Raw genomic sequence first — 13,473 nt, 5'->3', positions numbered from 1 at the left:
CCGGGCCATGACCCGGAAAACGCACCAACCTGGCGGGGTTCGGGGGACTACGACGCGAGGATCGTGAAGGTGGCCCGGAAGCGGCTGCCGGGCGCAACCGTGGGATGGTCACCCGTGACCAGGGCGTCGGTCGTGGCCGACATGGGCTCGAGGGCGATGACCGACCGCTCGGTGGGTGCGTAGACCTGGGCGAACGGGAAGCCCGACCCGAACCGGACCTCGAGTCGGTGTCCGCCACCGGCCACGGCCAGTGAGCGCTGCGACGAGAGTTCGTAGTGGTCGTCGAAGCCCCGACCCTTCACGGCGACGGGGCCGGCGGGAACGTGCTCCCGGGATCCGTCGGGAATACCCCGTGGGTCGAGTCCGACGTGGGTGCACGTCGGCAACTCCACGACCCAGTCGTCGCGGGGAACGCCCGGGAGTGCGAAGTACGGGTGGAACCCGAACGAGACGGGCACACCCCGGCGCCCGACGGGCTCGATGGTCGTGGTGATCCGGAGCCGGTCCCCCGTGAGTGCCGCGATGAGACCGATGCGGTGCGGGAAGGGAAACGCAGCCAGGAGCGGCTCGGTGTCGTAGTGGAAGACGGCACCCACGACGGCCGCATCGCCCGACGGCCCCGCCCGTGTGATCTCCCAATGTCGCGGGCCGACCATCGTGCCGTGCATCGGGAGGCCGTTGCCGTCGCGGTGGATGTCGAGACCGCGGAGGTCGACGACGATCCGTCCGGCCCTGTACACCTCCTCGCTCAGCCGGTTGGCCCACGGGTGCAGCAGCGGTATCCCCGTCGTGTGCCCCTCCCGGAACGCCGCCACTCCCCCGTCGAGCGACACATACTCGGCTCCGTCCCGGCGAAGTGACGTGCAGAGCATCCCGACCGACGGGAGGAACCGTGCCGTCGTGGAGCCGACCGAGAGCGTCACGCAACCCTCGCCGTCGTAGGTCTCGATCCGGACGTCGGGCGCTGCGGGCACACGGGGCTCCGGCATCTGCGGAGGGTAGGCCAGGCGCCCGGCCTCGACACGCCCCCGTGCACCACGAAAGCGCTGCGGCCGGGCATCCTTGTGCGGTGACCGAGGCTCCGGAGACCAACGAGACGACCGTCGTCCACACCGACGGCGCCTGCCTGGGCAACCCCGGGCCCGGTGGATGGGCATGGGCCGTCGAGGACGGGCCGTACGCCTCCGGTGCGGCGGCCAGGACCACGAACCAGCGCATGGAGATCACGGCCACCTACGAAGCGCTGCGGGCCCTGCCGGGGCCCGTGGAGGTCGTCAGCGACTCGACCTACGTCGTGCACTGCTTCCGCGACGGATGGTGGAAGGGTTGGAAGAAGCGCGGGTGGAAGAACTCGAAGAAGGAACCCGTCGCGAACCGCGACCTGTGGGAGCCGCTCATCGACCTGGTCGAGGATCGATCCGATGTGACGTTCCGGTGGGTCAAGGGCCACTCGGGCGACGCGATGAACGACGCCGCCGACGCCCTCGCCACCGACGCGGCGCGGCAGCAGGCGTCACGCACGGGCGACCGGTTGACCCGTGAGCTCGTGGCGTCGTTGGAGCCCGACAGGCCCAGCCGCCGCGGAACACCCTCCGGGAATGTGGGATCGGACGGTGCGGACGCGCCGATGCCCGGGAAAATCGAGTCCCGCCTCGAGGCGCACGGCGTCATCGTCACGGGCCACCGGCCACCCGAGCTCGGCGGGTACGACCCCAACCCCGTGGCCGACGGTGTCCGCACCCGGCTCGCCGAGATCATCCGGGCGAAGGCCGAGGTCGACCCCGATGTCGTGGTCGTCACGGGCCTCGGCCTGGGCGCCGAGCAGCTCGGTGCCGAGGCGGCGGCCGAGGTCGGGATTCCGTACGTGGCGGTCCTGCCGTTCCCCGACCCCGACGCCGTGTGGCCCGACGCCACGAAGAAGCGTTTCCGGGACCTCCTCGACAAAGCCGAGGAGACCGTGACCCGCATGAAGCAGAAGCCGCGCTCCAAGCAGCAGGCCGGTGCCGCGCTGGGCCGCCGCGACGCCTGGGTCGCGGCGCACGCCCGGGAAGCCGTCGTCGTGTGGAACGGCACCGACCACCACATCGGCAACACGGTGAAAGCCCTGGAGGAGTCCCTCGACGACGTGTGGGTCGTCACTCCGTCCGATCTCGCGTGAAGACCAACGAGCAGATTCCATCCGCGTTCCTCGCCCTTCTCGTGGCTGTCCACGTGCTCGCGGCGGTTGTTCTTCTGCGGGATCCGGGTGTGAAGACGGTGGAGTACGAGGCGACGTCCGACGCCGGCCGCTACCACGAGATCGCCGACTCCTCCGGGACTCCCTATCGGGACTTCGACGTCGAGTACCCACCACTCGCCATCGCGGTCACCAACACGCTCGACACGGGGGACTTCGGCGCGACCCTCGACCGGATCGTCGTCGTACAGCTCCTCGCCGACCTTGCGATCGCGGCACTCTTGTTGTGGCAGTGGGGCCGTCGCGCCGCTGTGTCCTACCTCCTGGTCGCAGCACCGATTCTCGCCACTGTGCTCACCAAGATCGACCTGCTCAGCGTGCTCCTGGCCGTCGTGGCCGTCGTACTGGTCCAGCGCTCGCGGGACGCCGCCGGAGGTGTGGCGTTCGCGGGCGCTGTGTTCGTGAAGCTCTGGCCGCTGGTGCTCACGCCCTGGTTGATCGTCACACGCCGGTGGCGCGCCGCCGCGTGGGCAGTCGCCGGCGGCGTGGTCGGCCTGGCGGCGTGGGTCTCGCTGGGCGACATCGACGGTCCCCGCCAGGTCGCAACATTCCGGGGCGCCCGGGGATGGCACGTCGAGAGCCTCCCCGGTCAGTTCGTCGACGTCGTCCGGGGCGGGAGTGTCGTGTTCGAGTCGGGTTCGTGGCGAGTCGGTGCACCGCCGTCGTGGCTCGGAATGGGCCTGCTCGCGCTGGCGCTGGGCATCGTGTTGTGGGTCTGGGTCCGGAGTGGCGACCGTGACGACATCGGTCTACCGAGTGTCACGGCCGTGGCGACGCTCATGGTCTTCGCGACGCTGCTCTCCCCACAGTTCATGATCTGGCTCGTTCCGTGGGCGGCCATCGCCGGGGCGGCCGGTGAACGGCGCGTGGAGGTCCTCGTCGCGAGCGCCGTCCTGCTCACCGTTGTGCTCCAGGCACTGTTCGAGGCTCAGGATTCCCACACGGGCCCGGCACTCGTCGGCTACGGCCTCCGGAACCTGCTACTCATCGCAGTCGTGAGCGTCGGGATCGTTCGGCTCCGCGCGCCCGTCCGACCCGGTCCGTCTGTCGACGCCGAGCGCGAAGAAGCCTGAACCGCTACATCCAGCCGGCATCGTCGAGCTTGCGGTCGATGGCGTACGCGGCACTGATGAGGCCCAGATGCGTGAACGCCTGCGGGAAGTTCCCGAGGTGCTCGCCGTGCGGGCCGAGCTCCTCGGCGTAGAGGCCGAGGTGGTTGGCGTAACCGAGCATCTTCTCGAACACGAGACGCGCCCGGCGCACGTCGCCGGCACGCGCCAGCGCCTCGGCGTACCAGAAGGACACGAGGTTGAAGGTGCCCTCGTCGCCGTCGAGGCCGTCCGACGACCCGTGGTCCTGGCGGTAGCGGAACACGAGTGAGTCGTCGACGAGGTCCTCCTCGATGGCCCCGAGCGTCGACCACCAGCGCGGATCCTGCGGTGAGATGAACTTCACGAGCGGCATGAGCAGGTAGGCGGCGTCGGTCGCCGTTCCTCCCTTGGTCTGCACGAAGGTCTCACGCTCGTCGTCCCAGAAGTTCGTGAAGATGTCTCGGTAGATGGCGTCGCGGACATGCCGCCACCGGTCAAACGGGTAGGGGAAGGAGCGACGGTCTGCCATGCGGATCCCACGGTCGACCGCCACCCAGCACATGAGGCGAGAGAAGAGGAAGTGGTGTCGGCCTCCCCGGACCTCCCAGATGCCCTCGTCGGCGCGCTCCCAGTTCTCGCACACCCAGTCGATGATCCGGACGCAGTTCTCCCAGAGCTTCGACGAGATGGGGGCACCGAACTTGTTGTAGAGGTAGATCGAGTCCATGAGCTCGCCGTAGATGTCGAGCTGGAGCTGGTCGTAGGCTCCGTTGCCGACCCGCACCGGTGCCGATCCCCGGTAGCCCTCGAGGTGGGGCAGTTCGATCTCGGTGAGCTCCTTGCGCCCGTCGTAGCCATACATGATCTGCATCGACCCGTCGGGCTCGAGATCGTCGATGCGCTCCTCGATCCACTCCATGAACCGCCCGGCCTCCTCGGTGTAGCCGAGCCGGATGAGCGAGTAGAGAGTGAAGGACGCGTCGCGAATCCACGTGTAGCGGTAGTCCCAGTTCCGTCCGCCGCCGAGCTCCTCGGGAAGTCCGAAGGTCGGCGCCGCCACGAGCGACCCGTAGGTCTGCGAGACCATCAGCTTGAGAGCCAGGGCGGAGCGGTTGACGGTCTCACGCCAGCGTCCCCGGTAGGTGCACCGCCCGATCCAGTCGCGCCAGTAGTTCATCGTCTCCACGAACACGCGGGGCACGAACCCGGGCTCGGAGGCCGGGCTCTCGACTCCCGGCGAGACCTTCTCGAGGATGAACGCGGCGTGCTCCCCGGTCCCGAGTGTGAAGCGGGCGACGGCCGCACCGTCCCGAACCGTGACGGGGACCTCCGAGCGCAATCGGATGACGAGGCCGTCTTCGCCCTGCGACGCGAAAACGACCTCACGGTCATCGTCGTGAATCTCGACGGTGTGGTCGGCCCGTCCGTAGTCGAAACGTGGGGCGCACACCACGTCGAAATCGATGTCGCCCCGCACGGCCTTGGCGCGACGCACGAGACGGTGCGGATGATCGTCACGGTGGTGGCCGACCTCCATGAAGTCCGACACCTCGGCGACCCCGTCGCGATGGAGGAAGCGCGTGAGGAGGATGTTGCTGTCGGGGAGGTAGAGCTGCTTGTGGGCGCCCCCCTCGATGCAGGGCCGGAGCCCGAAGCGACCGCCCCTCTCGGAGTCGAGCAGGGCCGCGAAGATCGTGGGGGAGTCGAAGTGCGGGAACGACAGGAAGTCGATGGAGGCGTCGGTGCCGACAAGGGCGACCGTGTGGAGATCCCCCACGATTCCGTAGTCCTCGATGGGGAGATAGCCCGTCTTCCCCGGGTGGGGCAGGCCGTCGGGGGTCCGGGTCACGGCGTTCATTCAACCAGCCGGGGTAGCCTCCCGTCGGCCGTTCCGAGAAAAACCCCTTCGGTTCCGTACGCTTCCGCCGACAAAGAGCCCGACGCCTCCCGCGGCTTCCCCACCCGCACCACCGAGCAGAGGACGGAAAGGGGGCAGTGGCCGACCACTGCACCCCTCGACCATGTCAGTCGATTTCGAGATACCGAAGCTGCGGACGCTCGCCCGCCACGCCATTCCCAACGTCGTCGAGGGCACGATCATCCCCGTGGGCGTGTTCCTGCTGACGCTGCGTCTCCTCGGCGTGTGGGGCGCCGTCGCCGCCGGGCTCCTCTGGGCCTACGGCAACATCCTGCGACGCGTCGTCACACAGAAGCGCGTGCCCGGGATCCTCATCCTCGGCGCACTCACGCTGACGGCCAGGAGCGTTCTCGCCGCGTCGACAGGCAGCACGTTCATCTACTTCCTCCAACCCACCCTCGGCACCGCCCTCGTGGCGTTCGCGTTCCTCCTGTCCGTCCCGCTGGGGCGGCCGCTCGCACAACGCCTCGCCGCGGACTTCTGTCCCATCCCCGCCGACGTCCTCGCCGACCAGCGGGTCCGACGGTTCTTCCTGCGGATCTCGCTGCTGTGGGCGTTCACGCAGTTCGTCAACGCCGGTATCACGATCTGGCTGCTCGTGAGCCAGTCCGTCGGTACCTACGTGGTCGCCAAGACACTCCTGTCCATGGGCCTCACCGGCGGCGCCATCGCCGTGTCGGCGTTCTACTTCCACCGGTCGATGACCCGCCACGGGATCCTTCGGCGGAAGTGCACGGGTGCCGTCGGGCCCGTGGCGGCGTAGCGTGGTCGCCGTGACGGGCACCTGCTTCGACCGGGCCTGACAATGCACCGCCCGACGTTGACCACCGCCGACAATGTTCTGCTGGCCGGGCACAGGCTCCTCACCGACGGCGAGTCCCGCGGCGCGGTCGTCCTCGCCCACGGGTTCACCGCCACCGCGGAGGACCCGAGCGTCACCGCCGTGGCCCTCGCGCTGAACGGCGCCGGTTTCGACGTGATCACCTACGACGCCCGTGGCCACGGTGGCTCCGAGGGCGAATCCACCCTCGGCGACCTCGAGGAGCACGACGTCGCGGCCGCCGTGGCCGAGGCCCGCACGCGCAGCGACTCCGTCGTTCTCGTCGGCGCGTCGATGGGAGGGATCGCCGTTCTCCGGTACGCCGCCACTCATGCAGGTATCGCCGGCCTCGTGTCGGTCAGCACCCCGGCTCGCTTCACGCTTCCGCGCACACCCACCGCCGTGCTCACCGCCGGGATGACCCGTACCCGCGTCGGCCGCAGGTTGGCGTCGCGCTACCTGCGGGTTCAGATCGCGGCCGACTGGAACGACCCCGATCCGCCGATCGACCTCATCGGACGTGTCAGCGCTCCGGTGGCAATCCTCCACGGCGAACGCGACCGCTTCATTCCGCCCGCGGCGGCCGAGGAGCTCTACGAGCGTGCGCGCGAGCCCAGGCGGGTCACCATCGTGGAGCACATGGGCCACGCGTTCGACGACGCCTCGACTCCGGCGATCGTCGACGCCGTCGACTGGGCTCTCTCGGCGACCGTGGAGGATCAGACGACGGTCGGGTCCTGACCCGGCCCGACCCCGGGCTCCCACCACCAGGCGAGGCCCGCCAGGCCCGGCCCGGTGTGGACGACCATCACGGACCCGAACTCACCGATGAACGCATCGGCAGGCTGGATGTCCGCCGTGACGCGGTCGAGGAGTTCCTCGGCCACGGGGCGGGCCAACGCGTGCATGGCCACCACGTTCAGCCCGGCCTGCTCGTCGGGGCGTGACCGCACGCATGCCGCCACGATCCTCTCGTGGGCGGCATCCGCGCTCAGTGCGGGACGGAGCTTCCTGATCCGGCCGTCGGAGAACTCGAAGAGTGGATTGATGCCCAGGTGGCGGCCCGCCCAGCCGGCGACCGCCGGGACCCGACCGCCGCGCACGAGATGATCGAGCGTCGGGAGGGTGGCCACGAGACGAACGGTGCCACACACCCTTCGTGCCGCTGACTCGGCTGCCTCCAGGCTCCCACCCGCGGCTGCCGTCCGCGCCGCGGCCAGGACGACGAGTGCCTGGGCTCCCGCCGCCGTCTTCGTGTCGACGACATGAACCTGCTCGCCGACATCACGCGCGGCCACGGACGCCGCCTCGTACGTGGCACTCATCTCTGACGACACGGTGCAGGCGAGGACCTCGTCGACACCGTCGCTCGCCAGGAGCGCCCGGAACGTGGCCTCGAACTCGCCGGGCGTCGGGCCCGAGGTCGTGACGCGCTCGTCACCCAGGATCTCGCCGAGACTTCGCTCGCCCTCACGCACGGCCTGGTCGGCGACGGTCAGCCACATCGGGACGACCGTGATGTCGTGTGCGGCGAGAACGTCGGCGGGCAGCGCCGTCGCACTGTCGGTGACGACCGCGACGGTCACAGGGCAGCTCCCGGGTCGAGGTTGTCGGGGCCCGCGTTCGTGCGCCCGACCGGGATTCTCACCGCCAGGGCGCTTAGTGCCACGAGCAGGCCCGAGCAGAGGAGCACGAGACGGGAGGGCTCCAGTGTGCCGACGAGAGGCCATTGGACGGAGGCCACGACGTCCCCCACGGCGCCCGCACCCACGGCCGCCACGGCGAGAGCGACCCGGATCACGACATGGAACGCCGCGAACGCCAGGACACGCTGGGTGCCCTCGAGCCTCGACTGGATGGCACCCATGCCCGAGGCCAGGGTGTAGGCGGCGGCGGCGCCGAAGCCCACCGCGCCGAGGAAGGCGAACCCGATCGACGGCGCCAGGCTGAACGACGCGACGATCATGCCGATGGCGAGGACGCCCACGCGGGTGCGGGCGAGCAGGTCACCCTCGTCGGACGCGCGCTGGAGGACGGCCAACCCGGCCACGGCTCCCACGCCGAAGAGTGCGATGAGCAGCCCGAACTCCGCATCACCCGCACCGAGGACCTGACGGACGAAGACGATGCCGAGGGAGAACAGCGCACCGAGACCGAGCGCCACGGATGCGGCGGCGGGCATCACCGCTCGCACGAGGGGGATGCGGAACGCCGCCCAGAAGCCGGTCGACTCCTCGTGAGGCGCCGCGCCTCCCGCACCCGACCCGAGCTGTGTCACACGGGCGATCAGGAAGAACGACACGACGAACGTGGCCGCGTCGAGCCAGAACACGAGTGCGAGAGGCCGGCCCGCGATGTCGGCTCCGGGGAGTGCCGCCACGAGCGCGAACAACGCCGCGCCGAGCGGGATGCTGCCGTAGGAGGACCCGAGGATGAGCCCGTTGGCGACGGGGAGCTCGTCGTCCTCCACGAGGTCGGGGATCGACGCGTCGCGTGCGGGGAGAAAGACGATGCTCGCCACCTCGAGGAGGAACGCCCACAGGTAGATCCACCACAGGCCACGCACGAGCGGCACGAGGGCGATCATCCCCGCACGGGTGACATCCATCGTCAGCATCGTGCGACGTCGGTCCCAGCGACCTGCCGCACGGGCCGCGAGCGGGCCTCCCACCGCCGCGGGCAGGAGGCGCAGCGCCAGGATCCCGCCGACGGCCGCCGGTGAGCCCGTGAGCTGGAGTACCAGAGCCATGAACGCAACGGTGCCCATCCAGTCGCCGAGAGCGGACACGCCCTGCCCGACGAGCAGGTCCCGGTAGCCCGGGCGACGTACGACCGCAGCCACCGTCACGTCGAGGCATCCCTCACGACGCGGCGTACTCGTCGCGGTCGAAGAGCAGGCGCATCAGATAGGTGCGCGACCGGTCGCCCGTGGGCGCGGCGTTGCCGACCAGGCGTTTGGCGAGCATCGGGACCGTCACGCACAGGCCGGCGAGGGCGGCCCCGTCCCACCCGAGGACGGCGAGAAGGGGGACGAGAAGGACCTCTGCCACGAGGGACACGAGTGCCGTCTGGCCGACGAGGCGTCCGACGGCCAGGCCAGCGAGGAGCATCACAGCGCCGGGCCACGCCGTGACGGCGAGCGCACCCATCGCGGTCGAGATGCCCCGGCCACCCGCTCCACGCAGGAAGGGCGACCAGTTGTGACCTGCCACCGCGAGCCCGCCGGCCACCGCGGCCAGCCCGGGCCGACCCGTCCCGGCCAGCAGCGGTCCCACGGAGCCCTTGGCCACGTCGCACATCCCCGCCAGGGCCAGCGGCACGAAGCCGGCGACACGGTAGAGCGAGGTCCCCGACACGGTTCCCGATCCGACGGTTCGCAGGTCGACACCGCGGGCGCGGCGTGCGGCGATGTTCGAGAACGGAACCGCACCCACGACATAGGCGACCACCAGTACGACGACCCCGGGCATGCGGCCAGTGTGCCGAAGATCAGGTGGCCGTGCAGCGACGGTGTCCGATCTGTACCAAACTGCGGTGGTGCTCGACGTCGCGAACCTGCGCGCCCACCGGCAACCGGTGCGCCTCCGGACCATCCTCGCCGTGGTGGCGGCGTCGCTCCTCGTGGCGTCGGCCTGCGCGTCCGACTCGGAATCCGATCCGTCCTCGGACGAGCCGGTCGTCGACATCAACGAGATCCAGGTGCTCGGCTCCCACAACAGCTACCACCAACAGCCCCGGGAGGAGATCTTCACGGTGCTCGAGCAGATCAGCGCGGAGCTCGCCGAGTCGATCGAGTACTCCCACGTTCCCCTCACCGAGCAGTTCACCGACCACGGCGTCCGCCAGATCGAGATCGACGTGTTCGCCGACCCCGACGGTGGCCTCTTCGCCAGCCAGGCGGGGAACGCCTTCGTCGGCCTGCCGGCCGAGTCGGGCATCCCCGAGCTCGACGAGCCCGGTTTCAAGGTGCTGCACACCCAGGACTTCGACTACGCCACCAACTGCCTGACGCTGACGATCTGCCTGGAGGAGGTGGAGGCGTGGTCGGCGGCCAACCCCGACCACGTGCCGCTCATGGTCATGATCGAGGCCAAGCAGGAGTCCATCGAGGAGGCAGCCGAGGGCCTCGGAAGCGACGTCGAGATCCCCGACCTCGGTTGGGCGGTTCCCCTCGAGTTCACGAAGGAGCTCTTCGACGACCTCGATGCCGAGATCCTGTCGGTGATCCCCGAAGACGGGATCATCACACCCGACGACGTGCGCGGTGACCACGACACGCTCGAGGAGGCTGTACTCGAGGACGGGTGGCCGACCCTCGAGGACTCCCGCGGCAAGATCATGTTCTCCCTCGTCGACGGCGGCGACCAGCGTGACACCTACCTCGAGGGACACAGGTCGCTCGAGGGCCGCGTGTTGTTCACGAACGCCGAGCCCGGTGAGCCCGACGCCGCGTTCGTCCGCGTCGACGACCCGATCGAGGACGGTGACCGCATTCGTGAGCTCGTGGAGGCCGGGTATCTCGTGCGCACCCGCTCCGACACGCCCACGGGGGACGCACGGGCCGGCGACACGACGCGGCGTGAGGCGGCCCTGGCGAGTGGGGCGCAGTTCGTGAGCACCGACTACGAAGTGCCCGACGACATGTTCGGAACGGGCTACGTCGTCGCCATTCCCGACGGAACGCCGGCGCGCTGCAACCCGGTGAACGCCCCACCCGACTGCACCCCCGAGGCCATCGCGGAGCCCTCTGGCTGATCCCCCTCCCTCGGCGCTACCACTGTCCGCGGTATTCTTGGTCTCCTGAGTCCCCGACATCTCACGTGTAGTGGCATTCGCCCGGATTGTTTGGGTTTCGCGCCCCGAGGCGTCATGAGGACCCCGGCGACTCCGATGAAGCCGAGATCGCAACGGTGGGACAGCACCGGAGGGAGGCGAGGTGACACGGGAGCAGGCGGACGCGAGGTACCCCTCAGCCACGCTGTGGCTCCTCGGGTCGCTCACCGTCTTCCTCGCGCTCCAGGCGGTCGGCCTCCTCAACGCCGTCCACGACGCCACGCTCGTTCTCCTGTTCGCGGGGTCCGTCGCAGCGATCGCGTACGGAATCCGCCGCTACCGACCGGCCGTGCGCTGGCCGTGGCTCATGGCGATGCTCGCGCTGACCCTCTTCTTCCTGGGTGGTGTCGCACGCCAGTCGATGGGAACGCTCGGCGACCTCTCCGCGAACCGCTCGCTCGTTCCCGACCTGCTCACGATTCCCGGATACGTCGCGATGGGAATCGGCCTCTACGGCATCACACGCGCTCGCCAACCCGACCGGTCCGCACGCTTCGACGCCATGCTCGACGCCCTCGTCGCCGCCCTGGCCGTCATGGCCCTTGCGTGGATCCTCCTCATCGGCCCGGGGCTCGTGGACACCGACGCTCCGCTCTCTGTTCGCATCACACTGTCGCTCTACCCGGCCCTGTCGGCATTCCTGGTCGCCATGGTCGCCCAGATGCTCTTCACGAGCCGTGGGGCGTCCCCGCTGTCCCTGAAGCTCGTTCTGGCCGCCATGGTGGGAACACTCGTGGGAGACACGGTGTACATGCTCGTCGAGGTGGGAGCGGTCGATCTCTCCCAGAGTCTCGTCGACCTTCCGTATTCAGCGGGCACCCTGTGCTTCATCGGAGCGATGCTCCATCCGTCGATGCCGAAGGTCACCGAGCCCGCCCCGGTCGAGCGATCCCGGTCAACACTGACCACGGCACGGCTCGTCATCGTGGCGGTAGCGCTCGCCATCCCGGCGGTGGTCACGGTGACACGAGGAGATACGTCGACCGAGGACAGCGTGGTCCTGGGAACGATCGTTCTCTTCCTCACCGCGGCCGCAGTCGGCCGTCTGATTCGAGCCCTCAGAGCCCATGCCCGTTCCGAGGGACGTCTCGTGCATCAGGCCTACCACGACCCGCTGACAGGTCTCCCGAATCGTGCCCAACTCCGCGAGCATCTGGTCGAGGCGCTGCATCAGACCGGTGATGCTGCATCCGGCACCGCCCTCCTCTTTCTCGACATCGACCGCTTCAAGCTCGTCAACGACAGTCACGGCCACAGCCGCGGTGATGAACTACTCCGTGCGGTCGCGGCACGGTTGACCGAGACGTCCCGTGCGTCCGATGTCGTCGCGCATCTCGGCGGCGACGAGTTCGTCGTCCTGCTTCCGTCGATCACGTCGACAGCCGAGGCCCACGAGGTCGCGGAGAGGACCCGGCTCTGCTTTTCGGTGCCCTTTTTCCTCCGGGAGTCCGAGGTGTCGTGCTCCGTCAGCATCGGGGTGGCGGTCACCGACGGGGCCGATCCGGGTGTCGACGCGGAGACACTGCTCCGCGAGGCCGACACTGCTGTCTACGAAGCAAAGGCGGGCGGACGGGACAAGGTCACGGTCTTCGACAGCAGCATGCGCGACCGCGTGGCCAAGCGGCTCGCGCTCGAGGGAGACCTCCGCCATGCTCTCGAGCGAAACCAGCTCCGTCTGGAGTATCAGCCGATCGTTTCTCTTCCGGATCAGCGTGTCGAAGGTTTCGAGGCTCTCCTACGGTGGTCGCATCCGACGATGGGTGAGATCTCACCCGCCTCGTTCATTCCGGTTGCCGAAGACACGGGCCTGATCGTCCCCATCGGGACGTGGGTCCTCGAGCAGGCCTGCCGACAGATCTCGAAGTGGCGCCAGGAGCTCGCGCTGGGCGCGGACCTGTCGGTTTCCGTCAACGTCTCGGCACGCCAACTCAACGACGAGCAGCTCGTACAGCATGTCCGGGAGGCTCTGGTCGCGAGTGGTCTTTCCGGCCGTGCGCTGACCCTGGAGCTCACGGAGAGCGTCCTGATGGAGAACCCCCCGGCAACCGTCGACCTGCTGTCGACCATCCGGGAGCTGGGCGTCCACATCGCCATCGACGATTTCGGAACGGGCTACTCGTCGCTGTCGTACCTGCGACAGTTCCCGGCCGACCTCGTGAAGATCGACCGGTCGTTCGTCGACGGACTCGAAAACCGCGACGGCTCGGAATCGAGCCTCATCTCGGCGATCGTCGCCATGGCGGGTGCACTGGGGATCTCGACGATCGCCGAGGGTGTCGAACACGCCTCCCAGGCTGTCCGGCTCCAGTCTCTTGGTTGTCGTCGCGCCCAGGGGTTCCACTACTCCCGACCCGTACGACCCGAAGACGTCCCGAAGGTGGTCCGTCGCCTCGAGGGCACGCCTCTGAAATCGACCGATCGCGACGAGAGGTCGAACTAGCCCGTGCGCGACGCCAGGTCGGTGGCGCCCTTCCGCGCCGCGAGAGACGACGCCGGCAGGACTTCCTCGCTGTAGTCGGGTGGACGGACGGCCTCGCCGAGGCCCCGACCGTGGCTGATCTCCGTCATGAACGGG

The 13,473-nt window shown here is 69.1% G+C and carries 11 protein-coding genes; 6 read left to right on the top strand and 5 right to left on the bottom strand.

Annotated features, from left to right (window positions below):
* Positions 1 to 47: 47 nt before the first annotated feature.
* Positions 48 to 989: an aldose 1-epimerase gene (locus tag R3A49_00065; GenBank protein MEZ5169126.1), complete on the bottom strand. Its 942-nt coding sequence runs from the start codon at positions 987 to 989 to the stop codon at positions 48 to 50.
* 80 nt (positions 990 to 1,069) lie between these two features.
* On the opposite strand from R3A49_00065, the gene R3A49_00060 reads away from it, so the two are divergent.
* Positions 1,070 to 2,158, top strand: coding sequence for an SLOG family protein (locus tag R3A49_00060; protein MEZ5169125.1), 1,089 nt, complete (start codon positions 1,070 to 1,072; stop codon positions 2,156 to 2,158).
* Positions 2,155 to 3,309 (top strand): glycosyltransferase 87 family protein, encoded by a 1,155-nt coding sequence (locus R3A49_00055; GenBank protein MEZ5169124.1) that lies wholly within the window; start codon positions 2,155 to 2,157, stop codon positions 3,307 to 3,309. The genes R3A49_00060 and R3A49_00055 overlap by 4 nt, the downstream gene beginning before the upstream one ends.
* A gap of 4 nt (positions 3,310 to 3,313) precedes the next feature.
* Here R3A49_00055 and R3A49_00050 read toward each other — a convergent pair whose 3' ends face one another.
* Positions 3,314 to 5,176 (bottom strand): glycoside hydrolase family 15 protein, encoded by a 1,863-nt coding sequence (locus R3A49_00050; protein ID MEZ5169123.1) that lies wholly within the window; start codon positions 5,174 to 5,176, stop codon positions 3,314 to 3,316.
* Positions 5,177 to 5,348: 172 nt separating this feature from the next.
* Between R3A49_00050 and R3A49_00045 the strand changes: the two genes are divergently transcribed.
* A complete protein-coding gene (locus R3A49_00045) occupies positions 5,349 to 6,008 on the top strand; it encodes a VC0807 family protein (protein ID MEZ5169122.1) in 660 nt (219 codons plus the stop codon).
* Positions 6,009 to 6,065: 57 nt separating this feature from the next.
* Positions 6,066 to 6,806, top strand: a complete 741-nt coding sequence (locus R3A49_00040; GenBank protein MEZ5169121.1) for an alpha/beta fold hydrolase — start codon at positions 6,066 to 6,068, stop codon at positions 6,804 to 6,806.
* Here the strand turns inward: R3A49_00040 and R3A49_00035 are convergent.
* From R3A49_00035 to R3A49_00025, 3 genes are read right to left on the bottom strand one after another with little or no spacing between them, the layout of a single operon-like run.
* Positions 6,785 to 7,651: a DegV family protein gene (locus R3A49_00035; protein ID MEZ5169120.1), complete on the bottom strand. Its 867-nt coding sequence runs from the start codon at positions 7,649 to 7,651 to the stop codon at positions 6,785 to 6,787. The two genes, R3A49_00040 and R3A49_00035, sit on opposite strands and share 22 nt — an antisense overlap.
* Positions 7,648 to 8,913 (bottom strand): MFS transporter, encoded by a 1,266-nt coding sequence (locus tag R3A49_00030; GenBank protein MEZ5169119.1) that lies wholly within the window; start codon positions 8,911 to 8,913, stop codon positions 7,648 to 7,650. Before R3A49_00030 ends, R3A49_00035 begins: the two co-directional genes overlap by 4 nt.
* A 13-nt stretch (positions 8,914 to 8,926) precedes the next feature.
* On the bottom strand, positions 8,927 to 9,535 hold the full coding sequence (locus R3A49_00025) for a glycerol-3-phosphate acyltransferase (GenBank protein MEZ5169118.1): 609 nt from the start codon (positions 9,533 to 9,535) through the stop codon (positions 8,927 to 8,929).
* A 64-nt stretch (positions 9,536 to 9,599) separates the two neighbouring features.
* On the opposite strand from R3A49_00025, the gene R3A49_00020 reads away from it, so the two are divergent.
* Both R3A49_00020 and R3A49_00015 read left to right on the top strand, forming a co-directional pair.
* Positions 9,600 to 10,820: a phosphatidylinositol-specific phospholipase C1-like protein gene (locus tag R3A49_00020; protein MEZ5169117.1), complete on the top strand. Its 1,221-nt coding sequence runs from the start codon at positions 9,600 to 9,602 to the stop codon at positions 10,818 to 10,820.
* Between the two features lie 181 nt (positions 10,821 to 11,001).
* Positions 11,002 to 13,338, top strand: a complete 2,337-nt coding sequence (locus R3A49_00015; protein MEZ5169116.1) for an EAL domain-containing protein — start codon at positions 11,002 to 11,004, stop codon at positions 13,336 to 13,338.
* Positions 13,339 to 13,473 lie beyond the last annotated feature (135 nt).

This window comes from Acidimicrobiia bacterium (assembly GCA_041394025.1).
Taxonomy (GTDB): Bacteria; Actinomycetota; Acidimicrobiia; order IMCC26256; family JAOSJL01; genus JAOSJL01.
This window is presented reverse-complemented; position numbering and strand designations above follow the sequence as displayed.

Excerpts from the sequence above, each read along its gene's own strand:
- R3A49_00065 (MEZ5169126.1), bottom strand. The coding sequence starts at position 989 with ATGCCGGAGCCCCGTGTGCCCGCAGCGCCCGACGTCCGGATCGAGACC.
- R3A49_00045 (MEZ5169122.1), top strand. The coding sequence starts at position 5,349 with ATGTCAGTCGATTTCGAGATACCGAAGCTGCGGACGCTCGCCCGCCAC.
- R3A49_00025 (MEZ5169118.1), bottom strand. The coding sequence starts at position 9,535 with ATGCCCGGGGTCGTCGTACTGGTGGTCGCCTATGTCGTGGGTGCGGTT.